Origin of the sequence: Kineococcus endophyticus (assembly GCF_040796495.1) — a bacterium.
Lineage (GTDB): Bacteria > Actinomycetota > Actinomycetes > Actinomycetales > Kineococcaceae > Kineococcus > Kineococcus endophyticus.
Map to the genome: position 1 here is coordinate 34,595 of NZ_JBFNQN010000016.1, position 21,451 is coordinate 56,045.

Genomic DNA, 21,451 nt, shown 5'->3' on the forward strand with positions numbered 1-21,451 from the left:
TCTGGACTCCTCTCAGTGCGCCACGGCGGCGGCGCCGTGCTCGTCGACCAGCCGGCCCGTCACGAACCGGTCGAGCGTGAACGGCGCGTTGTACTCGTGCGGTGCGTCGTGGGCGATGGTGTGGGCGAAGGTCCACCCGACGCCCGGGGTCGCCTTGAACCCGCCCGTCCCCCAGCCGCAGTTCAGGTAGACGTTGTCGTAGGGCGTCTTGCCGACGATGGGCGACGCGTCCGGCGTGACGTCCACGATCCCGCCCCAGGTGCGCAGCAGGTGCGCGCGGGCGAAGACGGGGAAGAGTTCGACGGCCGCGGCCATCTGCCGTTCGATGATGTGGAACGCGCCGCGCTGGCCGTACCCGTTGTAGGAGTCGACCCCGGCGCCCATGACGAGCTCGCCCTTGTGCGCCTGCGAGACGTACACGTGCACGGCGTTCGACATGACGATCGTCGGGTGGACCGGTTCGAGCAGCTCGGAGACCAGCGCCTGCAGGGGGTGGGACTGGATCGGCACCCGCAGGCCGAGCTTGTCGGTGAGCACCGACGTGGATCCCGCCGAGGCCAGCGCGACCTGTCCGCAGGCGATGTCGCCCTTGGTGGTGCGGACCCCGACGACGCGGTTCCCCTCGCGGAGGAAGTCGGTGACCTCGCAGTCCTGGATCAGGTCGACACCGGCCTCGGAGGCGCGGCGGGCGAAGCCCCAGGCCACGTAGTCGTGCTTGGCGATGCCGGCCCGTGGTTGGTACGTCGCGCCGAGGACGGGGTAGCGGATGTCGGAGGACGTGTTGACGATGGGGCAGATCTTGCGGACCTCGTCCGGCTCGACCCACTCGGCGTCGATCCCGTTGAGCCGGTTCGCCTCGACGCGACGGACCGAGTCGCGCACGTCCTGCAGCGTGTGGGCCAGGTTCAGGACGCCGCGCTGGCTGAACAGGATCGGGTACCCGAGGTCCTCCTCGAGGCCCTCCCACAGCTTGAGGGAGTGCTCGTAGATCCCGGCCGACTCGTCCCACAGGTAGTTCGAGCGGATGAGCGTGGTGTTGCGGGCCATGTTCCCGCCGGCCAGCCAGCCCTTCTCCAGCACCGCGACGTTCGTGATGCCGTGGTTCTGCGCCAGGTAGTGCGCGGTGGCCAGGCCGTGCCCTCCGCCACCGACGATGACGACGTCGTAGGACTTCTTCGGTTCCGGCGAGCGCCAGAGGAAGTCGGGGTGCTCGGGCAGGTCGGCACCCGGGGTGCGCGGGGACTTCGTCCCGGGCGCCGGGGTGTGCGGGACGGCGTCGTCCGGGTCGGTGGAGAACGCGTCGACGGTGGTCACCGGGAGACCTCCTGCACCAGGACGGGAACGGGGCGGGGAGCGGGGCCGGACAGGGTCGGGTAGAGCGGGTGGCGGGCCGCGAGCGCCGTGACCCGGTTGCGCAGGGCGATGAGGCCGAGGGTGTCGGTCTCGGGTCGCAGGGCGGTCGCGATGACGTCGGCGACCTCGGTGAAGTCGGCCTCGTCGAAACCGCGCGCCGCGAGGGCCGGGGTCCCGATGCGGACGCCGGAACTCACCATCGGCGGGCGCGGGTCGAAGGGGACGGCGTTGCGGTTGACGGTGATCCCGATCTCGTGCAGCCGGTCCTCGGCCTGCTTCCCGTCGAGCGTGGAGTTCCGCAGGTCGACGAGGACGAGGTGGACGTCGGTGCCGCCGCTGACGACGGCGATCCCCGCCGCGGCGGAGTCGGAGGCGGTCAGCCGGTCCGAGAGGATCCGCGCCCCGGTGAGCGTGCGACGTTGCCGGTCGGCGAACGCGGGTTCGGCGGCGAGCTTGAACGCGACGGCCTTGGCGGCGATGACGTGTTCCAGCGGGCCGCCCTGCTGGCCGGGGAAGACCGACGAATTGAACTTCTTCGCCAGGTCGCCCTGGGCGAGGATCACCCCGCCGCGCGGGCCGCCGAGGGTCTTGTGGGTGGTGGAGGTGACGACGTGCGCGTGCGGCACCGGCGAGGGGTGCAGGCCCGCGGCGACCAGCCCGGCGAAGTGGGCCATGTCGACCATGAGGTACGCGCCGACCTCGTCGGCGATCGCGCGGAACCGCGCGAAGTCGAGGTGGCGGGGGTACGCGGACCAGCCGGCGACGATCAGCTTCGGCCGGCGGTCGCGGGCGAGGCGTTCGACCTCGTCCATGTCGACGCGGTGGTCGTCCTCGCGCACGTGGTAGGCCGCGACGTCGTAGAGCTTCCCGGAGAAGTTCAGCTTCATGCCGTGCGTGAGGTGCCCGCCGTGGGCCAGGTCGAGCCCGAGGATCGTGTCGCCCGGCGACAGCAGCGCGGCCATGACGGCGGCGTTCGCCTGGGCGCCGGAGTGCGGCTGGACGTTGGCGTACTCGGCGCCGAACAGGGCCTTGAGCCGGTCGATCGCGAGCTGCTCGACGACGTCGACGTTCTCGCAGCCGCCGTAGTACCGGCGTCCCGGGTACCCCTCGGCGTACTTGTTGGTGAGGACCGACCCCTGGGCCTCCATGACGGCCAGCGGCGCGAAGTTCTCGCTGGCGATCATCTCCAGGGTCGACTGCTGGCGGTGCAGCTCGGCGTCGACGGCGGCCGCGACCTCCGGGTCGACGTCGGCGAGGCGACCGGAGAGGACCGGGTCGCCGGCCGGGGCCGCGGGGTGGTCGAGCTGCAGGGTCACGCCAACCTCCAGGACTACGACTGAGTGACTGGTATATCAGTTGGCTGCACAGTAGGACGGTGGCAGAGGAGGGGTCAAGGGGTCAGGGACGCGGCCGCGGAGTCAGCCGGCGGTCCAGGAGGCGGAACAGGCTGAGCAGCGCCACGGAGAGCAGGACGACGAACCCGACGTTCCGCAGCGCGACGGCGTACCCGAGCTGGCTGACGTCCAGGAACGGGTACGGGTACCAGTCGGCGACGGCCCCTCGGACGAGCGTGTAGACCGTCCACCCCACGGGCCAGACGAACGCCCACCCGAACGTCCGACCGTCGACGCGCGGCCGCGGCCCGAAGAGCAGCCAGCTCACGACGGCCAGCACCGGCGAGACGTAGTGGAACCCGGCGTTGATCCACCAGGCCACGCCCGTCGGGTGGACGTACGGGGCGAGCACCGCCCCGAAGACGAGACCCGTCACCGTGATGCCCAGGAGCGCGTCGAGGCGCACCACGCGCCAGAACCGGCCGTCCCGCGCGGGGTCGATGACCAGCGAGACCGCCGCGACGAGGACCAGCAGGTTGCTCTGCACGGTGAAGTAGCTGAGGAGGCGGACGAACCGGGTCACCCCCGGCACCGGATCGGCCTGGCCGGAGTTCGCGTCGGCGCCCCCACCGAGCAGGAGGACCACCTGGGCGCAGAAGGCGGCGAGGACGACCAGCGCTAGGACGGCGTGGACGGTGCGGGAGGGGCGCTGGGTCACCGGGTCATCCTGCCCTCAGGACCGGCCGCCCTCGGCGACCACGGACCCGAAGGCGTCGGTCGCCGTCCAGGTGACGTCGGCGAACTGGTCGGGCCCGACGAGCAGGGTGGTCCACCAGTAGCCGCCGGAGGTCAACGCGACGGCGGACCGGCCGGGGGCGCTCACGACGACCCGGGTCGCCGTCGGCGGGAGGAACCCGAAGGCGGAGACCATCGTGTCGCCGTTCTCCGCGACCGTGGTCCCGCCCAACGTGGAGTTCCGCACGGGCCCGGTGTCCGTCCCGTCCGGGGCGACCGGGCCGTCCACGAGGGCTCCCCCCAGCCGCGAGCAGAAGTGCAGCCGGCCGTCCCGCAAGCGGTAGAGAACCGCCTCCACGGCATCGGTCCTCCCCGCGAACACGGGAGTGACGTCGTCGTCCTCATCGACCGTGCGAGCGCACTCCTGGGCGACGCTCACGAGGGTTCCGGGCGCGACGAGGCGGGGCACGGTCGGGTCGGGAGCTGCCGGCTGGATCCGGACGACGTCCCCCGCGGGGTGCCACGACAACGCGACGACGACAGCCGCCGCAGCGGCGAGTCCGGCGAGGACGACACCGCGCACCCGGCGTTGCCGGGTCCGGCTGCGCACCAGGGCGACGTTCCGCGCCCAGTCGGCGGGCGTCGCCTCCTCCGCGGGAAGCGCTGCGGCGTCGAGACGTCGCTGCAGGTCGGCGGGGTTCACGAGCGCTCCTCCAGGACGGCGGCGAGGGCCCGCTGGGCCCGGGAGATCAACGACTTGGCGGTGCCGACGGGGACGTCGAGGGCGTCGGCCACCTCCGCGACGGGCAGGTCGATCCAGTAGCGCAGGACGAGCGCCTCCCGCTGGCGGGCGGGGAGGGACCGGACGGCGACGAGCAGTTCGTCGACGCGGGCCGCGGCGACGACGGCGTCCTCGGCGGACGCGTGGGTCCGCGGGACGTCACCGGGGGTGCGGCGGACGACGCGCAGGTGCCGCAGCCGGGAGTTCACGAGGTTCACCGTCGTCCGGCGCACGTAGGCGAGCGCCGCGGCGGGGTCGCGCAACCGGTTCCCGTGCTGGTGCAGGCGCACGAACGCCTCCTGCGCGACGTCCTCGGCGTCGTCGGCGCCGAGGAGCTGCGCCAGGTGGACGGTCGGTCGGAAGTGGCGGACGAAGAGCGCCTGGTAGGCGTCCTCCCCGTGGTGGTCCCCCGTCGCGGCGGCCAGCCCCGCAGCCGCTCCTGCTGTTCTCACACCCCCTGGACGCCTCACGCGGCCGAAGGTTGCACACCTTCCCCGTGTCGGACCGGACGCCTAGGGTCCAGGACATGACGACGCTCACCGACCGTCCGGGCTCCGCCCTCCTGGTGATCGACGTGCAGCGCGGCGTGATGGCCGCCAGCGTCGACAGCGACCGCGTGGTGGCGACCATCGCGCGCCTGGTGGAGAAGGCCCGCGCGGCGGACGTCCCCGTCGTGTGGGTGCAGCACTCCAGCGACGAGCTGCCGGTGGACAGCGAGGTCTGGCAGTACGTCCCCGAGCTCGTGGCCGCCGACGGGGAACCAGTGGTGCGCAAGACGTACGGGGACTCGTTCGAGGACACCGAGCTCGAGGAGGTGCTCGCCGCCCGCGGCGTCGGCCGCCTCGTCGTGACCGGAGCGCAGACGGACGCGTGCATCCGCTCGACGCTGCACGGCGGGTTCACCCGCGGGTACGACGTGACGCTCGTGGCCGACGCCCACACGACGGAGGACCTGTCCGAGTGGGGCGCTCCCCCGCCCGAGCAGGTCGTCGCCCACACCAACCTCTACTGGAGCTTCCAGCGCGCCCCGGGCCGGATCGCGCAGGCCGTCCCGAGCGACGAGGTCGACCTCGTGGGGGCAGCCGGCTGAGGTTCGCGCCCGAGGTCGTTCCTCAGCCGCGGGCCTGCAGCCGCAACCCGGACAGGAGGAGGTCCAGCCCGGCGCGGAACTGCTCGCCGTCGTCGTGGGTGGCGAACTCGTCGAGGACGAAGTGGACGAAGGGGAACTGCTCCTCGTCCAGGGCCCGCCAGTGCTCGACGTGCTCCTCGAGCCCGCTGTCCCGTTCGGGACCGTCGGGGGTGGGCTGGCGGCCGAGGTCGGCGGCCGTCCCGACGACGAAGCCGAGCACGGCAGAGACGGCCTCGAAGCTCTGCCGCGGCGGTAGCCCCAGGCGCATCACCTGCTGGCCGAGGCGTTCGTACAGGAGCATGCCGTTCGGCTGCTGCTCGGTGTTGCCCAGGAACCGCGCCCCCAGCCAGGGGCGGACGACGACGGCGTCGAAGAAGGCCACCGCGAGGGCCCGCACGTCGTCGAGGGGGTCCTCGGCGTGGGTCCGGCCCTCGGTGGCCGCGAGCACCGAGGCGATGACGTGGTCGCCGGCGAGGTCGACGAGCTCGTCCTTGCCCGAGACGTACCAGTAGATGCTGCCGACCCCGCCGCCGAGGCGGGCCGCCAGCGCGCGGAAGGTCAGCGCGGACTCACCCGCCTCGTCGAGCAGGGCGACGGCCTCGCTGACGACGGACTCCAGCGAGTGCGAGGCGCGCCGCCGGACCGCGCCCTCCGCCCGCGCTCCGGTGGGCCTGCCGCCGGGACCGCCCGAGCGGCCGCGGCCCACGTCGCCGGGTCGCCGTCGGGGAGGTGTCCGCGCGTCTGCCATGCCGCTCATCCCACCACACCCTCGACACCAGACCGAACGTCGTTCTATAGTACCGAACGTCGTTCGATAACGGACGGCACACCACCGAGAGGAGAGACGCCGTGAACACCACCCCTGGACCCTCGACGCCGACCACGGCGTCCACCTACACCTCCCTGCGCGCCGCCTGGATCCCACTGCTCGCGCTGTGCCTGGCCTTCTTCGTCGAGATGGTCGACAACACCCTGCTGACCATCGCGCTGCCGACCATCGGCCGGGACCTCGGCAGCGGGACCACCGCGCTGCAGTGGGTCACCGGCGCCTACTCCCTGACCTTCGGCGGCCTGCTGCTGACCGCCGGCTCGGCCGCCGACCGCTTCGGCCGGAGGCGCGTCCTGATCCTCGGGCTGACGGTGTTCGGCGCGGTGAGCCTGCTCGCCGCGGCGGTCACCACGGCCGGCGAGCTCATCGCCCTGCGCGCCGCCCTCGGCGTCGCCGCCGCGGCCATGGCGCCGATCACCAACTCCCTGGTGTTCCGCCTCTTCGAGGAGGAGGCGCTCCGCATGCGCGCGATGACGGTGATGATCGTCGTCGGCATGAGCGGTTTCGTGCTCGGCCCGCTGCTCGGCGGCACCGCCCTGGCCCACGTCGGCTGGCAGTGGCTGCTCCTCGTCAACGCCCCGATCGCCCTCGTGGCCGTCATCGGCGTGCGGTTCGGCGTCCCCGCAGACCGCCGCGAGGACCTGACCGGCGACGCCCTGGACCTGCCCGGTGCAGCGCTGTCCATCGCCACCATCGGCTTCGCCTGCTACGCCCTCACCAGCGGCATCGAACACGGCTGGACGTCCCTGGTCACGATCGGTTCGGCGCTGGGCGCGGTCGTCGCGCTCCTCGCGTTCGTCCGGCGCGAGCGGACCGCCGCCCAGCCGATGCTGGACCTCGCCCTGTTCCGCAACGGGACCGTCCGCGGCGCGGCTGTCGCCCAGGTCGGCACCTCGATCGCCATGGCCGCGGTGATGTTCAGCCTGATCCTGCACTTCCAGTACGCCTACGGCTGGAGCCCGGTGCGCGCCGGACTGGCCAACCTCCCGCTGATCCTCACGATGATCGTCGCGACACCGGTCTCCGAGAAGCTCGCCCACCGGTTCGGGCACCGGAACGCGTGCCTCATCGGGGCCGGCCTGCTGGCCGCGGCCCTGGCCGGGCTCGCCGTCGGGGTGGACCACGGCTACCCCGTCATCGCCGCCTGCATGGTCGTGCTGACCGTCGGCCTGCGGACGGTCATGACGATCTGCGCCGTCGCCCTCGTCAGCGCCGCCCCGGAGAACCGCACCTCGCTCGCCGCGTCGCTGAACGACACCGCCCAGGAGGTCGGCACCAGCGTGGGCACCGCGGTCGTCGGAACCCTCATCGCGGCCCTCGTCACGGCCACCCTTCCGGCGGGAACCTGGAGCGCCGAGCTCGTCCAGTCGTTCTTCCACGGCGAGCGCATCGCCTTCACCGTCCTGGCCGTGGTCGTCGGGGTCGTCGCCGGCCTGGGCGCCTCGTCCTTGACGAACTCCCGCAGCACCGAGGAACCCGCTGCGGCGGAGCCGGTCGGTTCCCCCGCCTGAGGACGTCACACGCTGACCTCCTCCTCCAGCCAGGCCCGGAGGGCGGCGGCGATCGCCGGGGAGGAGTCGTGCGGGAGGAAGTGCCTGCCCGGCACGACGACCTCCCGCTGCCGCGGCCACCGGCGACACGCCTCCAGCACGGCGCCGATGACGACGGCCCCGGGATCGCCCCGGACCAGCAGCTTCGGCAGGGAGCTCCCCGCCAGGAACCCGGCCCCCGCCGCCACGCGGTCGTGGACCTCGGGCGGGTCACCGTCGATCGGGATCTGCCGGGCCCACGTGAGCATCGCCCGCCGTCCCTCCCCCGGCTCGGCGAAGGGACGGCGGTGGGCCTCGAGCTCCGCCGGCGTCAGCATCCGCTGCGTCCCCGCCTGCAGGACGACCTCCACGAAGACGTTCTCCTGCAGCACCATCCGCTCCCCGTCCGGGCCCCGCAGCGCCCCGAACAACTCCGGGTCCGGCCCGGTCCCCTCCCGCCACGACACGGGGACGACGCCCGCCTCCAGGTGCGCCAGGGCGCGGGCGGCGCCGGGGTGCCGGCGGGCCCAGTCCGCGGCCAGCACACCGCCCCAGTCGTGGCCGACGAGCACGACGTCCCGGTCCAGGCCGAGCGCCTGCACGGCGGCGTCGAGGTACCGGGCGTGCTCAGCAAACCCGTACCGCGCGTCCCCGGTCCCGGGCAGCCGGTCCGAATCTCCCATCCCGATGAGGTCGACGGCTGTGCAGCGGTACGCGTCGGACAGGTCGGCCACGACGTCGGCCCACAGCAGCGACGACGTGGGGTTGCCGTGGAGGAACAGGACGTCGCGGCCGCTTCCCACCCGGCGGTAGGCCATGCGGTGACCGAGGACGTCGACGTTGGACGGCTGCACCCCACCAGCCTCCCGCGACGGGGCGTCCCCGCACAGCCCTCTGAGGACTGCCAGGAACTCCGTTGAAGCCCGCGACCGTGCACTCCTACGCTCGACGGGTGCAGGCCGGGACCAGCGTTCGCCACGCCCGGCCCACCGACGCCTCGCAGATGGCGCGGGTGCACGTCGACGGTTGGCGGCAGACCTACCGGGGGACGGTGCCGGACGGGGTGCTGGACGATCCCGGACTCCTCGCGTCCCGGGAACGCTTCTGGCACGGGGCCCTCACCGACGAGCGGTGGGCCCGCAATGCGGTCGCCGTCGCCGAGGTCGGCGGCACCGTCGTGGGCATCGCCATGGCGGGTCCTCCTCCGGACCCGGAGGCGTGGTGGCAGGTGCAGCTGCACGTCCTGTACGTCGACCCAGACCACCACGGTTCGGGCGCTGCGGCGGAACTGCTGGACGCCGTCGTCGACCCGACCGCTCCCGCAGCGCTCTGGGTCGCCGACCCGAACCCCCGGGCCCAGGTGTTCTACCGCAAGCACGGGTTCGCCCCCGACGGGCACGCGAGGACCGAGGACGGAGTCCGGGAACTGCGGTGGGTCCGCCCGTGACGACGGACCTGCCCGGCCCCGACTGCTGGCTGAACCCCCTCGTGCGCGTGGGCCGGTCCGGTATCGACGGCGAGGGCCTCTTCGCCGAGGCTCCGATCGCCCGCGGTGAGGTCATCAGCCGTTTCGGGGGTCGGCTCGTCACGGACGCGGAACTGCGCGACCTCCTCACCGAGGCCGCGGCCACGGGGACCTACGTCGACACCCTGTCCCTGCTCACCGACGAGAACCTCGTCCTACCGGCCGGCGCGCCCCAGCACGCCGGGAACCACGGGTGCGACCCGAACACCTGGTGGGTCGACCCCTGCCTCGTCGCGGCCCGCCGCGACCTCGACGCCGGGGAGGAACTGACCCTCGACTACGCCACGATCACCGACGACCCGGAGTTCGCGATGGATTGCTCGTGCGGGTCGGAGTCCTGCCGCGGTCGGGTGACGGGGTCCGACTGGCGACTGCCGCACCTGCAGGCGGCCTACGGACCGCACTGGGTCCCGGTGCTGCGGGAACGCATCGGGACGCGACCAGCCCGACGGCACTAGTTCCGGCGCTTGGCGACCTCGAGGCCGGCGATGACCGCGGCGGCCACGACGAACGCGATCAGAGGCGCCACCACGGCACCGCTCCCCGTCGCGGTGAGGGACAACCGCTGCCACAGCCCCGGGCCACGCCCCACTCCGAGGAGGACCAGGGGCACCACCCCCAGCGTCACGCCCACGAGAGCCGCGAGCCCTTGCCACGCGTCGTGCTGCTTGCTCCCGCTCCTGGTTCCCACGACGTCCTCCCTCGCATCGGCACACGAGCAGTGGAACCCCCAGCGGACGAGTTGTCAATGCGATCGCATTGCTACTGTGCTGTCCATGCCGCGTCACACCGAGCCGGGGACGCAGAAGGCGACCATCACCGACGCCGTCGGACGTCTGATCGCCCGAGGAGGCCTCGAGAGCGTCTCCTTGCGCGCGGCCGCCACCGAGGCAGGAGTTTCCATGGGGCAGGTCCAGCACTACTTCGCCACCAAGGACGACATGCTGCTCGACACCTTGCGACGCTCCTACGCGGCCATGGAGCGGCACGTGCACGAGCAACTCTCCGCCGGCCAGCAGACACCCAGCGAGGAGGGCAGTGCAGAGGACGACGTGAGCGAGCGGGACGTCCTCGTCGCCGTGCTCGACCAACTGCTCGCCCCGGACCGGGACACGCAGAACGCCATCCGCATCGGAACGGCCTTCGCCGTCCGTGCGCGACAAGATGCACGCGTCGCGGCAGTGCTCACCGACGGCGACGCGGACATCGTGGCCCTGGCCACGTCGGTGATCGCGGAGGGAGTCGCCGCCGGACGCGTCGCGGCGTCCGTCGACCCCGAGCTCGCCGCCCGAGGCCTGTTCGCGCTCGCCACCGGCCTCGGGGGTCAGGTGGCGCTGTACGGTGCCTCCTCCGCCGACGCTCGCGAGGTGTTGCACCATCACCTCGCCCTGGTGGCGCCCACCGACGAGTGACGTCGGGCGACACCCGGAATCGAATGGCGGACGGAACTCCCTGACCGTCAGGATCTCGAGAGTGCTCCTTCCTGCGACGATCGCTCTGCGCCGCGCCACCCCGGACGACGCCCCGGCGTTGGCTGACCTCAACGCCCACGTGCAGCGACTGCACGCGGACGCGCACCCCGACCAGTTCTCCCCCGTGAGCCACTCTGCGGTGCAGGCGTTCTTCGACACCGCCCTGGCGGGTGGTCCGGACCTCGCCTGGATCGCCGAAATCGCCGAGGAACCGATCGGCTACCTCTACGCGGTCGAGGCGCACCGGGACGCCAACCCCTTCACCACCGAGCAGCACACCCTCCACGTCCACCACCTCGCCGTCGCCCCCACCGCCCGCCGGTGCGGGGTGGGATCGTCCCTCCTGCGGGCCGTGGTGGGGCACGCCCGGGACGCGGGCCTCGACGGCCTGCTGCTGGACAGCTGGACCTTCAACGCCGAAGCGCACGCTTTCTTCCGGCGGTTCGGGTTCGAGCCGATGCAGACGCGGTTCGCCCTGCGCCTGTGACGAGTCACTCGACCGGGCGGGGTGGCCGACCGTGTTCCCGCCAGGCCCGCAGGTGGGGCTCGACGTCCGACAGACCGGGCACGACCACGTCCGCAGCGGCGAGCTGCTCCGGCGTGTGCGAGGTGGTCACCGCGACGACGTGCATGCCCGCACGGCGAGCGGCCTGCACCCCCGCGGGGGCGTCCTCGACGACCAGGCACCGGTGAGCAGGAACTCCCGCGGCACTCGCGGCTGCCAGGTACCCCTCCGGGTCGGGTTTCCCCCGGCGGACGGCGTGGCCGTCGACGAGGATCTCGGGAACCGGCAGGCCACCTGCGCGCAGACGGGCCCGGACCGTCGACGCCTCACCGGACGTGACGATCCCCCACGAACCCGGCGGCAGCGCGGCCAGCACCGGAGCCGCGTCGGGGAACACGGGGAACACGCCACCGAGTTCGCGGACGAGGCTCTTGAGCCGCAGGTACTCATCCCCGGGGTCGAGCTCCGGGGCGACCTCGGCGACGGTCTCCACGGGACGACGAGCGTGCGTGGCCGCCCACACCACGTCGGCGTCCAGGCCGTGCAGCCGAGCCCACCGGTCCCACACCCGCCGGTACGCGCGGTGGGAGTCGACGAGGACCCCGTCGACGTCGAACAGCACGAGGCGTTCCGGCGGTTCGGTCCCTGGACGACGGTTCACGATGACCCCCCTGCCTCCCGTACCCGCTGCTCGCACTCGCGGCACAGCCGTTCCACCCTCCGGTTGTCCCCCGAGAACGCGAACCCGGCGACCGCCGACATCACGATCTCGGTGCCGTCCATCCGACGGAGCGCCAGGCTCACGGTGTCGAGGGAGCTGGCCGAGTCCAGCGCCGCCAGCTCGACGGCCGCCACGTCCGTCCAGGGCACCCGGTGGGTGCGGGCGTAGCCGACGTAGACCAGTTCCGTCTGCCCGAGGCGGACGTGGCTGGCCAGCGCCCGGGCCGCCCCGTACAGGCTCCCCGCCAGGACGACCCCACCGATGATCACCCCACCAGGGGTGTGGTCGTCGACCAGGATCGCGAGCGCGACGACCGAGAACACCAGCCAGATCCCCGCCAGCACCCACGACCACGGACCCTTCGTCCACGTCACGGTCGACCATCCTGGCAGCGCGGACTCCGGATGGGCACCGAGCGGACGGGTCTCCGGCACGATGGTCGGGTGCTCCTCGACGACGTGTGGCCGGTGCGCGGCCTCAAGGTGACCGGGCCGGTCGTGCAGCTCGTGGTGCCCGACGAGCAACGGCTGTCCGAACTCGCAGCTCTGGCTGCCGACGGCGTCTACGACCCGCAGAACCAGTACCTGCCGCGGTCCCCGGTGGCGGGGTGGGAGGGAGGAGAACCGCTCGAAGCGCAGCGGTCCTTCCTGCGCTACGTCTGGGCCGCGTCGGCCGACTGGTCACCCACGCGGTGGAACCTGGTGCTCGCCGCCGTGGTGGACGACCGTTGCGTCGGCGTGCAGGAGGTCGGGGCGAAAGACTTCGCGGTGACCCGCACCGTGTCCACCGGTTCATGGCTCGCCCGGGAGCACCAGGGTCGCGGCTACGGCCGGGCGATGCGGGAGGCGGTGCTCACCCTCGCGTTCGACCTCGGCGCGGACCGCGCCGAGTCTGCGGCCTGGAGCCACAACGGACCGTCGTTGGGGGTTTCTCGCGCCCTCGGTTACCGGCCCAACGGCACCACCGTGCGGGTTTGGCGTGGACAGCGACACGAACAGGCCGACCTGGTGCTGCACCGCCGCGACTGGGTCGCGCCGCAGGGAGTGACCCTCAGCGGCCTGAGCGACGACGCACGCCGGTTCCTCGGCGCCCCGAGCCGCACGGACGGGGAGATCTGACGACGGTAGGTTCAGCGGCGTGGACCCCGTCGCAACCGTCCGCGCCCGAGGCCTGCTGCCGGGGTTCCCCAACTCGGCGGACCTGGGCGGCCTCCCCCTCCCCGGCGGCCTTCGGACGCGGTACCGCAGCCTCCTCCGCGCCGACACGCCGGCTCGCCTCCTCCCCGCTGACCGCGCGGCCGTCACGTCGTTCGGCCTCACCGCCGTCGTCGACCTGCGGTCCGAGCACGAAGTCCTGACCCACCCGCACCCGCTGGCGGCCGCGGCCGGGTACCAGTCACTCCCGCTGATCGACCCCGTCGCCGAGTCCCGCGTGGACGTCACGAGGTTCGCGGGTCTGGGCGCGGTCTACGCCAGCAGCCTGCAGCGCAACGCAACGCGAAGAACATCTCAGCGATCTTCCGCGCCCTGGCCTCGACTCCGGCAGGCACGGTCCTGGTCTCGTGCCGTGCGGGACGGGACCGGACCGGCATGGTGGTCGCGCTCCTGCTCGACCTGGCCGGAGTGTCCCGGGACCTCATCGTCGAGGACTACGTGCAGGTGCCGGCCAGGTCGGAACACCGGGTTCCGGACGGAGTCCACATCCGGCAGATGCTCGAGCACGTCACCACGGAGCACGGGTCGACGCGCGGGTACCTGCGGTGGTTGGGCCTGGCGGAGGAGGACGTGACCACGCTCCAGGCTCGACTGCAGCCGTGAGGACGGTCACGCGAACCGGTGCATGAACAGGCGTTCCGGTCGCCCGGCCGAGCCGCGCTCCTCGACCCGCTCGGTCGCCGTCCAACCCAACCGCTCGTAGAGGGCGACCGCCCGCGCGTTGTCGGCGATGACCCACAGCTCACACCGCTCGAATGCCTCCGTCCGCGCGCGGGTTAGTACGCTCTCCAACAACGCCCGCCCCACCCCGGCCCCCCACGCCGTGGGATCGGTGGCCAGGTAGCGGACCTCGAGAACAGGCCCCTGCGGGACCAGCACGCAGAAACCCTCGACCGTCGGTCCGCGCCGGGCCACGAGCAACGACGCACCCGCCTCGCCCAGCGACTGCTGAACGCCGACGAGCTTCTCCGCGAGCGCCGGGACCGCGGGCAGGTGGTCCCGCACAGCGACAGCGCGCGCCCAGACACCGGCGGCTTCGCGCTGGGCGGCGAGGCCGACACCGGGCTCGACGACGAGGGGACGTCTGCGTGGGGCACCCTCCCAGCATGCCGGTTGCCGTCGGCAGCGACGTCGCCGGAACTCCGTTGATCAACTGTGCGCTGGGTAGGTAGAGAGGACGGCATGTCCCGTCTGCTCGTCATCGCTGGACCACCCGGAGCCGCCAAGACGACCGTCAGCACCCTGGTGTCCGCACGTCTGTCACCGAGCGTCCTGCTGCGCGGCGACGCCTTCTTCCGCTTCTTGGACCAAGGCGCCCGGGAGCCGTGGCGTCCCGAGGCGCAGGATCAGAACCGCACGGTGGTCCGGGCCTCCTGGGCGGCGGCCGGGCGGTTCGTCGAGGGTGGGTACGAGGCGGTCTTCGACGGAGTCCTGGGGCCATGGTTCCTCCCGACCTTCCTCGAGGCGACCGGGCTGGAGGCGGTGCACTACGCGGTGCTCCTGCCCAGTGCGGACCGTTGCGTGCGGAACGTGGCCGCGCAGGAGGGCCCACGACCGCGACGAACCCGGAACCCGGTTCATGCACGGACAGTTCGTGCGATCGCGTCTCGACGACCGCCACCTCATCGACCCAGCGGGCTCGCCGGAGGAGGCGGCCGTGACGGTCCTGGGGCGCCTCCTCCGTGGCGACCTCGTCCGCGCGGTGGAACCCGCCCCACCCGAGGGCCCGGTGACCACTCGGCCCGCCTCCGCGACGACGCCGCCCCTGACCCCGGAGCACTGACGTCACCTCGACTGGTCGGGCAGGATCGCAGCATGCTGTCCTCCACGGACCTGCCCGGACGCACCGTCCACGTCGTGGCCCTGCGACGCGTGGACCCGCGGTGGCCGGATCCCGTCGATCGAGCGCGAGCGGTCGTCACGACCTTGGACGTCCTGCGGCCGGTCACCGGCAGTCTGGTGTTGGACATGGCCTCCGACCGCTGGAGCGAACGGGACGGCACGCTGCTGCCCATCGACCTGCACGACCAGCAGCGGTGGGCCGAGCAGGACCTGCGCGAACTACCGGCCCCCACACGGACGGGCCGGTGGCCCGGGGCGGTGTGGGTGGACGCCCGCGACGACGAGCTCTGGGCGGCGGCTCGCACCTACGCGACGGCCAGCCTCGGCACCCGGGTTCTCGACGACGACGAGCGGCCGCTCGCGGAGTTCGACGACGGCGGGACCGTCATCACCGCCGCCCTCACCGCCGCAGAGGTCCTGACGTTGCGGCGGACCCGTCCGGAACTCCTGGTCGCACCCGCGGACCAGCGTCGCCGTCAGGAACTCCGAGCGGTCCTGGCCGCGGAGGGGAACCGCAGGGACCGGGGTCGACCGGGCTGGTTCGACGACCTCGACGCCTACCTCGCCCACCGCCGACGAGACCGGCTCAACCGGTGGGAGCCGGCGCCTCCGGAACCCCATGCGGCAGATGCGTTCACCGTCGACCTCACCGTCGCGACACAGGTGCACGACGGTCGCGAACCGGCCCGCGTCGTCGGGCACCTCGGCAGTGGGCGCACCGCTCGCCCCCGCACCACCGACCACCTGGAGCGGATCCGCGAGGGCGTCTTCGCCATCGACCTGAGCGCGATCGCGGCCGGCGCGTTCCCCGACGGCGGGCACCGCGTCGAGTGCCGAGTGCTGTCCCCGTCTCGTCGCGTGACCGGCCGGGCCGCCTCGCTGCTCGTCGACCGCACGGAGGGCGATCTGGTCGACCCCGGCGGACGCCCGCCGTTGCGCGACGGGTGGGGGATGTTCGTCCCGTGGGACGGCTGGTCGGTCTACGTCGAACGCGCGGCGGAGGAGGAACTCACGTTCTCCACCCCGGTCAGCTGGGCCGGCGAGTCCGTGGCCGACGGCACCGTGACCATCACCCTGCGACTGACGCGCAGGTAGTTCCAGACCTCAGCCGAGCGACCGCGTCGCCCACCTCGCCTGGTCCGCCTCCAGCAACGCGGGATCGCGCGGCGGCGCGACCTCGTCGAGGACGTCCAGCCGCCGGATCGCCTCGATGCGGAAACCCCGGATCCCCTGGCGCAGGCGGCACCAGCCGACGAGCAACCAGGCGTCGCCGCCGCGCAGGAGACCCGTGCACTCGACGTCGCGCACCGTCTCCACGGGAGAGGCGCTGCCGCCCTCCTCGCCTCCGGCGTAGGCGATCCGGACGACGCGGCGGGCGGCGATGACATCGGACAGCAGCGCCAGCGGGACGTCGGGGTCCGCCGCGGCGGAGGTGTCGATGACCCGTACCGAGCCGAGGACCTGCTGGACGGACGCGCGGTGCTCGTCCGGCAGGACGGCCTCGATCTTGGCGCGGGCCCGGCGGGCGGCGCTCTGGTACGGCGAGGAGTCGAGCAGGCCCAGACCGGCGAGCACCGCCAGGGACTCGGCCGCGGTGAGGTTCAGGGGCGGCAGCGAGTACTCCCGCAGGATCGAGTACCCGCCCGCGGCCCCGTGGTCGGCGTAGAGGGGGACCCAGGCCACCTGGAGGGAGGCGACGTCACGTTCGACGGTCCGCGTCGAGACCCCGAACTCCCGGGCGAGCCGCGCCACGGACACCGGACGCCGCGCTCCCCGCAGCAGGTCCACGAGCGCGTACTGCCGTTCGGCGCGTTTCACCCGCCCAGCCTGCCAGGGCCCCCCGTCGCACCTCAGCTCCGCATGCTGCGCTGCCCGCCGACGGACCAGACCCGGCGGACGCGCCCGTCCGCGGCGAAGTCGAACACGTCCACTCCACCCACGAGCAGGTCACCGGCCTGCATGTCCCACAGCAGCCGGCCGTGGTCGCCGTCGATCGCGTCGGCGACGGACGTGAAGACGACGCCGGGGTGCTGTCCGTGCCACCACTGCAGGTAGCGGGCGAAGTCCTCGGCGGAACGGATGTCGTCGGCGGGGGTGGACCCGTCGGGTTCGGTCACGGCGAAGTGGATGCGGAAGTCGTCGGCGCAGAGGCTGAGCGCGAGGTCGCGGTCGCCGTTCCACATCGTGAGCCACTGGTCGAGGGCCTGCCGGGCCGTGAGGTCGGTCGTGGTGTTCCCGGTGTTCCCGGTGTTCCCGTTGTTCAAGGTCATGCCAGCAGTCTTCGCGCCGTCCCCGACAACGGTGTGTCGGAGTTCGCGGATCAGTCCGCGAGGGCGTCCCGCAGCACGGGGAACAGGTCGCCCCAGCACTCGACGATCCGCCCGTCCCGGAACCGGTAGACGACGAGTTCCTGCACGTCGACCGCCCGTCCCGTGGCGGGGATCCCGGCGAACGTCCCGCGGTGCGTCCCGCGGCCCCGCAACCGGACCGCGACGGCGTCCCCGTCGACGAGGACCTGCTGCGGTTCCCAGCGGTAGTCGGGGAACCCGGTGGTGATGGCCGCGACGCCCTCGACGTAGGCGGCGAGACCGTCGACGGGGCCGGAGCCCGTCACGTCGGCGGCGACGAACTCGCCGAGCTCGCCGTGGCGGCGGTCGTTGCAGCACGCGAGGTACCGCTCGTAGACGTCGAGGAGATCAGCGCGCGAAGGACCCACCGGGGCATGGTCACACGGGGCCCGGGTGGGGGCGCGGGGAGAACTCGCTTGCGCCGCGGCGGCGTCCGGCACTGGGATGTCCCCGTGATCGTCCGACCCGAGGAACCCCGTGACCACGCCGCCGTGGCCGCCGTGCACCGCGCCGCGTTCGGGCCGGAGGGCGGGACGGTCGCGGCCGTCGTCGAGGGGTTGCGGCCGGGGCGGCCGGAGTCGCTCGTCGCGGAGGTCGACGGGGCCGTCGTCGGGCACGTGATGACCGGCCGGAACCTGCTCGACGCCCCGCCGCGGCTCGTCGACGTGGGAGTGCTGTCGCCGCTGGGTGTCCTGCCGGAGTTCCAGCGCCGGGGCGTCGGGACGGCCCTCGTCGCCGCGGCGCGGGAGGCAGCCGCCAGGCGCGGCTGGCCGGCGTTGTTCCTCGAGGGAGACCCCGCCTACTACGCGGGCAGGGGTTTCCGCGCAGCCGGCGAGCTGGGGTTCCGCCGTCCCTCGCTGCGCATCCCGCCCGCGGCCTTCCAGGTCGTCCTGCTGGACGACTGGGAGGGCTGGATGACGGGGACCCTCGTCTACGACCGGGTGTTCTGGGACCTCGACGCGGTCGGCCTGCGCCAGGGGTGACGTCAGGCGCTGCGGGTCGTGCGCCGCTTCTCCGCGTACATCGCCTCATCCGCCTCGGACAGCAGCTCGTCGGGGTCGCAGGGGTGCGAGGCGACCGCGACACCGGTGCTGGCCCCGACGGACACGACCGTGCCGTCGCCGAGGACGACGTCCTGCTCGAGGTCTCGTCGCAACCCGGCGGCCACCGCGGTCGCCTGCGAAGCGTCGGTCAGCCCGGTGAGGACGATGACGAACTCGTCGCCGCCGGTGCGGGCGACGACGTCGCCCGCCCGCCGTCCGCGGGACAACCGCGACGCGACGACCGTCAGGAGTTCGTCGCCCGCGCCGTGGCCGTGGGTGTCGTTGACCGCCTTGAAACCGTCGAGGTCGAGGTAGAGGACGGCCGTCATCGCGGCCGGGGTGGCGGCGGCCGCCGCCCGGGCGAGGGGTTCTTCCAGGCCGCGGCGGCCGAGCAGTCCCGTGAGCGTGTCGTGGGCGGCCGCGCGCTCCAGCACCTCGACGTGCTCACGTCGTTCTGCTTCGAGCGCGTCCGCGGTCGCCTGCGCGCGCCGGGAGAACTCCACGACGTTGTTGAGGACGGGGAAGAAGAAGCAGAGCAGGGCGGTCCCGATGAGCAGACCCGGCAGTACTCCCACGATGCCGCCGACCCAGCCGAGCGCCTGCACCCCGAAGGCGAGGCCGGAGCAGCCCACGATGCACGCAATGGTCTCCAGCAACCGCCGGGTCGTCGGCACCGTGAGGACCCCGTAGACGCCGGCCGTGGCGCAAGCCCCGGGGACGACGACGCCGAGGCCGAGGGAGGTGAGGACCGTCCCGATGAGGACGCAGGAGACGACCAGCGGCCACGGCCCCCACGAGGTCGCACCCCGGTTGTCGGTGTGGACGCGCATCCGCGGCGCGCCCTGGACGCCGAGCAGGAAACCGCCGACCACGGCGGGGACGAGGTGGACGTCGAGGCCGGCCCACCGGGCGAACAGGCCCAGCGCGGCGATGACGAGGGCGACGCCCGGAGGCCAGGCCAGGTCGGCCACCCACCCCGCGGCCCGCGGTGCAGCCACCGGACCCTCCCCGTCCGTCCACCCCGACGGCGGACCCTCGACCATCATCGGGGCAACGCGTGCAGCTGTGCAGGCGAACGCTCGGGCACGTCGGATCAGGCCGCCGACAACCGGCCGCGGCCGGCCCGCTTCGCGACGTAGAGGGCGGCGTCCGCGCTGGCGTAGAGGTCTTCGGCGCGCGTGGCGGTCGGCGACAACGTCGCGAGACCGGCGCTGATGGACAGCGGGACGAGGGCACCGTCCGGCAGCTGCAGCGGGGTGGTCCGCACCGCGTCGACGAACTGCTGGGCGCGGCGGGCCGCGGTGTCGCGCGGGCAGTCGAGCATGAGGACGGCCAGCTCGTCCCCGCCCATGCGCGCCACGAGGTCCGCCTCGCGGCAACGCCCGGTCAGCAGGGAGGCGACGTGGGTCAGGGCGGCGTCACCGCCGAGGTGCCCGTAGGTGTCGTTGATGGTCTTGAACCGGTCGAGGTCGATGAGCACGAGGGAGGCCTCGGCGACCCGGTGCTCCACGGCCCGCGCGGTCGCCGTGTCCAGCACCCGCCGGGTCCACAGACCCGTCAGCGGGTCGATGCTCGCCTGCTGCCGCAACCGTTCCACGAGGCGCTCCTGCACGGCCTGGGCCCGGGTGAGCACGCCGCTGATGAGCAGGAACAGGACCGTCATGTAGGCGAAGTCGGTGACGGCCTGCTGCGGTTCCAGCAGCGTCCACACGACGACGGCCTCCCCCGCCGTCGTCGCGGCCGTCACCAGCGCGACGCCGCCGACGCGCAACTGGGCGGCGGCCCACACCACCGGCACGATGAAGAACACCTGGCCGGTGAGGGTCGCGTCCCGAGTGACGAGGTCCAACCAGACCACGGTGAGGACCCCCACCAGGGGCGCCAGGACGATCAGCGGGCCCACGCGGTCGGGCGGTCTGCGCAGCAGCACGACGGACAGCGCGGCCAGGACGCCGGCGCCGCACAGCTCCGGCACCGGGACCCCGCGGGCGTTCACCGCACCCGTGGCGACGTTGGTCAGGATCGTCACCATGAGGGCCACGACGGCCCAGGTGCGGGCGGACCGCGGGTTGCGGGCGCTGAAGGAGTCGAGCAGGCGACGTCGACGGGCCACGCGGCTCTCGCCGTCGGCCCGTCGGGTTCCCTCCACACCTCCTCATCGGCACCTCCGGCGCGGGCTCAACCGCTGGACGCCACACGAACCCGCTCGGAGCAACGGTGGGAGTGCTGCAACAACGCGACCGCGGCACCGCTGACGACGAGCCCGAGCAGCGTGAGGGCCGGCGGCGTCCGGCCCAGGGTCGGGACGGCCCACAGGGTCGTCACCGCCGGCGTCAGGTAGAGGAGCGTGCTGGCCCGGTCCGCGCCGTCGCGCGCGGTGACGACGTAGTAGAGGGCGTAGCTGCTGATCCCGGCGACCACACCCCACCCGACGGCGACCCAGAACCCGGGCGCCACCGGCGGCACCAGGTGGCCGGCGGGAGCCGCGGACCCCACCGCGAAGCCCGCGGTGACGAGCGCCTGCACGGCCAGGCCGGGCATGAGGGGGACGCTGCTGCCCGGGGGCCGGGACCACCGCTCCTGCAGCAGCGTCCCGGCGGTCAGGGCGAGCATCGCGCCGAACGGAAGGGCCATCGCGACGAGCGCGGTGCCGGACCCGAGGTCGGCCACGGCCGTCAGCGCGACGCCCGCCGTGCCCAGCAAGAGACCGCCGGCCTGGGTCCTCGTCAGCCGCCGTCCGGCCGCGAGCGCCGCGGCGACGAGGACGAGCGCCGGCTGCAGGGAGGCCACGAGTGCGGACGTGCCGGCGGGGACGCCCGCGGCGGCCGCGTGCACGACGCCGGTGAGGTACAGCGCCTGGCACAGCACCCCCACGACGGCCTGCCGCACCCAGTCGCGGCGGTCCAGCAGCCGGCAGGCCACGGGCAGCCACGGGGCGAGGACGACGGCGGTCACCAGGCAGCGCCAGGCCAGGAGCGTGCCGGGGGCCGCGTGCGCGGCGCCGAGCTCGGCGCTGAGGAACCCCGAGCTCCAGACGACGACCAGGGCGGCTCCGCGGAGGACCCCGGAGTGCGAGGAGGTGGACACGGCG

Annotated in this window: 26 protein-coding genes and 2 pseudogenes; 11 read left to right on the forward strand and 17 right to left on the reverse strand. The window is 73.2% G+C overall.

The annotated features are described in order from the left end of the window. Positions 1-12: 12 nt before the first annotated feature. From AB1207_RS20710 to AB1207_RS20730, 5 genes are all read right to left on the reverse strand, one after another. The gene (locus tag AB1207_RS20710) at positions 13-1,218 is read right to left on the reverse strand and encodes a sarcosine oxidase subunit beta family protein (RefSeq protein ID WP_367640587.1); all 1,206 of its coding nucleotides are present in this window, start codon (positions 1,216-1,218) and stop codon (positions 13-15) included. 92 nt (positions 1,219-1,310) lie between these two features. Further along, positions 1,311-2,663 (reverse strand): serine hydroxymethyltransferase, encoded by a 1,353-nt coding sequence (gene glyA, locus AB1207_RS20715; protein WP_437178999.1) that lies wholly within the window; start codon positions 2,661-2,663, stop codon positions 1,311-1,313. 88 nt (positions 2,664-2,751) lie between these two features. Further along, positions 2,752-3,405 carry a Pr6Pr family membrane protein gene (locus tag AB1207_RS20720; protein ID WP_367640416.1) on the reverse strand — a complete coding sequence of 218 codons (654 nt, stop codon included), beginning with the start codon at positions 3,403-3,405 and terminating at the stop codon, positions 2,752-2,754. A 15-nt stretch (positions 3,406-3,420) separates the two neighbouring features. Beyond that, positions 3,421-4,125, reverse strand: a complete 705-nt coding sequence (locus AB1207_RS20725; protein ID WP_367640417.1) for a hypothetical protein — start codon at positions 4,123-4,125, stop codon at positions 3,421-3,423. Beyond that, a complete protein-coding gene (locus tag AB1207_RS20730) occupies positions 4,122-4,655 on the reverse strand; it encodes an RNA polymerase sigma factor (protein ID WP_367640419.1) in 534 nt (177 codons plus the stop codon). Before AB1207_RS20730 ends, AB1207_RS20725 begins: the two co-directional genes overlap by 4 nt. Positions 4,656-4,729: 74 nt before the next feature. Here AB1207_RS20730 and AB1207_RS20735 point away from each other — a divergent pair, with 74 nt between their 5' ends. Beyond that, positions 4,730-5,293: a cysteine hydrolase family protein gene (locus tag AB1207_RS20735; protein WP_367640420.1), complete on the forward strand. Its 564-nt coding sequence runs from the start codon at positions 4,730-4,732 to the stop codon at positions 5,291-5,293. 22 nt (positions 5,294-5,315) lie between these two features. Here AB1207_RS20735 and AB1207_RS20740 read toward each other — a convergent pair whose 3' ends face one another. Then, positions 5,316-6,089, reverse strand: a complete 774-nt coding sequence (locus AB1207_RS20740) for a TetR/AcrR family transcriptional regulator (protein ID WP_367640422.1) — start codon at positions 6,087-6,089, stop codon at positions 5,316-5,318. Positions 6,090-6,181: 92 nt separating this feature from the next. Between AB1207_RS20740 and AB1207_RS20745 the strand changes: the two genes are divergently transcribed. Continuing rightward, positions 6,182-7,672, forward strand: coding sequence for an MFS transporter (locus AB1207_RS20745; RefSeq protein WP_367640423.1), 1,491 nt, complete (start codon positions 6,182-6,184; stop codon positions 7,670-7,672). A 5-nt stretch (positions 7,673-7,677) separates the two neighbouring features. On the opposite strand, the gene AB1207_RS20750 is transcribed toward AB1207_RS20745, so the two are convergent. Then, positions 7,678-8,544: a haloalkane dehalogenase gene (locus AB1207_RS20750; protein WP_367640425.1), complete on the reverse strand. Its 867-nt coding sequence runs from the start codon at positions 8,542-8,544 to the stop codon at positions 7,678-7,680. 98 nt (positions 8,545-8,642) lie between these two features. On the opposite strand from AB1207_RS20750, the gene AB1207_RS20755 reads away from it, so the two are divergent. Together AB1207_RS20755 and AB1207_RS20760 are read left to right on the forward strand one after the other, a co-directional pair. Next, the gene (locus tag AB1207_RS20755; protein ID WP_367640426.1) at positions 8,643-9,137 is read left to right on the forward strand and encodes a GNAT family N-acetyltransferase; all 495 of its coding nucleotides are present in this window, start codon (positions 8,643-8,645) and stop codon (positions 9,135-9,137) included. Next, a complete protein-coding gene (locus AB1207_RS20760) occupies positions 9,134-9,673 on the forward strand; it encodes an SET domain-containing protein (protein ID WP_367640427.1) in 540 nt (179 codons plus the stop codon). Before AB1207_RS20755 ends, AB1207_RS20760 begins: the two co-directional genes overlap by 4 nt. On the opposite strand, the gene AB1207_RS20765 is transcribed toward AB1207_RS20760, so the two are convergent. Next, the gene (locus AB1207_RS20765) at positions 9,670-9,906 is read right to left on the reverse strand and encodes a hypothetical protein (protein WP_367640429.1); all 237 of its coding nucleotides are present in this window, start codon (positions 9,904-9,906) and stop codon (positions 9,670-9,672) included. The genes AB1207_RS20760 and AB1207_RS20765 overlap by 4 nt on opposite strands. Positions 9,907-9,991: 85 nt before the next feature. On the opposite strand from AB1207_RS20765, the gene AB1207_RS20770 reads away from it, so the two are divergent. Both AB1207_RS20770 and AB1207_RS20775 read left to right on the forward strand, forming a co-directional pair. After that, a complete protein-coding gene (locus AB1207_RS20770; protein ID WP_367640430.1) occupies positions 9,992-10,627 on the forward strand; it encodes a TetR/AcrR family transcriptional regulator in 636 nt (211 codons plus the stop codon). A 61-nt stretch (positions 10,628-10,688) separates the two neighbouring features. After that, the gene (locus AB1207_RS20775; RefSeq protein WP_367640432.1) at positions 10,689-11,174 is read left to right on the forward strand and encodes a GNAT family N-acetyltransferase; all 486 of its coding nucleotides are present in this window, start codon (positions 10,689-10,691) and stop codon (positions 11,172-11,174) included. Positions 11,175-11,178: 4 nt separating this feature from the next. Here the strand turns inward: AB1207_RS20775 and AB1207_RS20780 are convergent, their stop codons facing one another. Together AB1207_RS20780 and AB1207_RS20785 are read right to left on the reverse strand one after the other, a co-directional pair. Next, positions 11,179-11,853, reverse strand: a complete 675-nt coding sequence (locus AB1207_RS20780) for an HAD-IA family hydrolase (protein ID WP_367640433.1) — start codon at positions 11,851-11,853, stop codon at positions 11,179-11,181. Further along, positions 11,850-12,287 carry a hypothetical protein gene (locus AB1207_RS20785; RefSeq protein WP_367640434.1) on the reverse strand — a complete coding sequence of 146 codons (438 nt, stop codon included), beginning with the start codon at positions 12,285-12,287 and terminating at the stop codon, positions 11,850-11,852. The genes AB1207_RS20780 and AB1207_RS20785 overlap by 4 nt, the downstream gene beginning before the upstream one ends. A 69-nt stretch (positions 12,288-12,356) precedes the next feature. On the opposite strand from AB1207_RS20785, the gene AB1207_RS20790 reads away from it, so the two are divergent. From AB1207_RS20790 to AB1207_RS20800, 3 genes and pseudogenes are all read left to right on the forward strand, one after another. Continuing rightward, positions 12,357-13,031 (forward strand): GNAT family N-acetyltransferase, encoded by a 675-nt coding sequence (locus AB1207_RS20790; protein WP_367640435.1) that lies wholly within the window; start codon positions 12,357-12,359, stop codon positions 13,029-13,031. A 19-nt stretch (positions 13,032-13,050) separates the two neighbouring features. Then, positions 13,051-13,374, forward strand: a pseudogene (locus AB1207_RS20795) (tyrosine-protein phosphatase); the annotation flags it as partial. A 38-nt stretch (positions 13,375-13,412) separates the two neighbouring features. After that, a pseudogene (locus tag AB1207_RS20800) lies at positions 13,413-13,730 on the forward strand (tyrosine-protein phosphatase); the annotation flags it as partial. A 6-nt stretch (positions 13,731-13,736) separates the two neighbouring features. Here the strand turns inward: AB1207_RS20800 and AB1207_RS20805 are convergent. Further along, positions 13,737-14,132 carry a GNAT family N-acetyltransferase gene (locus tag AB1207_RS20805; RefSeq protein ID WP_367640436.1) on the reverse strand — a complete coding sequence of 132 codons (396 nt, stop codon included), beginning with the start codon at positions 14,130-14,132 and terminating at the stop codon, positions 13,737-13,739. Positions 14,133-14,942: 810 nt separating this feature from the next. On the opposite strand from AB1207_RS20805, the gene AB1207_RS20810 reads away from it, so the two are divergent. Further along, positions 14,943-16,064: an NACHT domain-containing protein gene (locus AB1207_RS20810; protein WP_367640438.1), complete on the forward strand. Its 1,122-nt coding sequence runs from the start codon at positions 14,943-14,945 to the stop codon at positions 16,062-16,064. Between the two features lie 9 nt (positions 16,065-16,073). Here the strand turns inward: AB1207_RS20810 and AB1207_RS20815 are convergent, their stop codons facing one another. Genes AB1207_RS20815 through AB1207_RS20825 form a run of 3 tightly spaced genes read right to left on the reverse strand, consistent with a single transcriptional unit; the run spans position 16,074 to position 17,685 of the window. Continuing rightward, positions 16,074-16,787: a helix-turn-helix transcriptional regulator gene (locus tag AB1207_RS20815; RefSeq protein WP_367640440.1), complete on the reverse strand. Its 714-nt coding sequence runs from the start codon at positions 16,785-16,787 to the stop codon at positions 16,074-16,076. 32 nt (positions 16,788-16,819) lie between these two features. Next, positions 16,820-17,239 carry a nuclear transport factor 2 family protein gene (locus AB1207_RS20820; RefSeq protein WP_367640441.1) on the reverse strand — a complete coding sequence of 140 codons (420 nt, stop codon included), beginning with the start codon at positions 17,237-17,239 and terminating at the stop codon, positions 16,820-16,822. 50 nt (positions 17,240-17,289) lie between these two features. Continuing rightward, positions 17,290-17,685 carry an ester cyclase gene (locus tag AB1207_RS20825; RefSeq protein WP_367640443.1) on the reverse strand — a complete coding sequence of 132 codons (396 nt, stop codon included), beginning with the start codon at positions 17,683-17,685 and terminating at the stop codon, positions 17,290-17,292. A gap of 84 nt (positions 17,686-17,769) precedes the next feature. Here AB1207_RS20825 and AB1207_RS20830 point away from each other — a divergent pair, with 84 nt between their 5' ends. After that, complete coding sequence (locus AB1207_RS20830) at positions 17,770-18,300, forward strand: GNAT family N-acetyltransferase (protein ID WP_367640444.1); 531 nt, start codon at positions 17,770-17,772, stop codon at positions 18,298-18,300. Positions 18,301-18,302: 2 nt separating this feature from the next. On the opposite strand, the gene AB1207_RS20835 is transcribed toward AB1207_RS20830, so the two are convergent. The 3 genes from AB1207_RS20835 to AB1207_RS20845 form a co-directional block, all read right to left on the reverse strand. Next, positions 18,303-19,358, reverse strand: coding sequence for a GGDEF domain-containing protein (locus tag AB1207_RS20835; RefSeq protein WP_367640445.1), 1,056 nt, complete (start codon positions 19,356-19,358; stop codon positions 18,303-18,305). A 95-nt stretch (positions 19,359-19,453) separates the two neighbouring features. Continuing rightward, the gene (locus AB1207_RS20840) at positions 19,454-20,509 is read right to left on the reverse strand and encodes a GGDEF domain-containing protein (RefSeq protein WP_367640447.1); all 1,056 of its coding nucleotides are present in this window, start codon (positions 20,507-20,509) and stop codon (positions 19,454-19,456) included. Positions 20,510-20,538: 29 nt separating this feature from the next. Then, positions 20,539-21,447 (reverse strand): DMT family transporter, encoded by a 909-nt coding sequence (locus AB1207_RS20845; RefSeq protein ID WP_367640449.1) that lies wholly within the window; start codon positions 21,445-21,447, stop codon positions 20,539-20,541. Positions 21,448-21,451 lie beyond the last annotated feature (4 nt).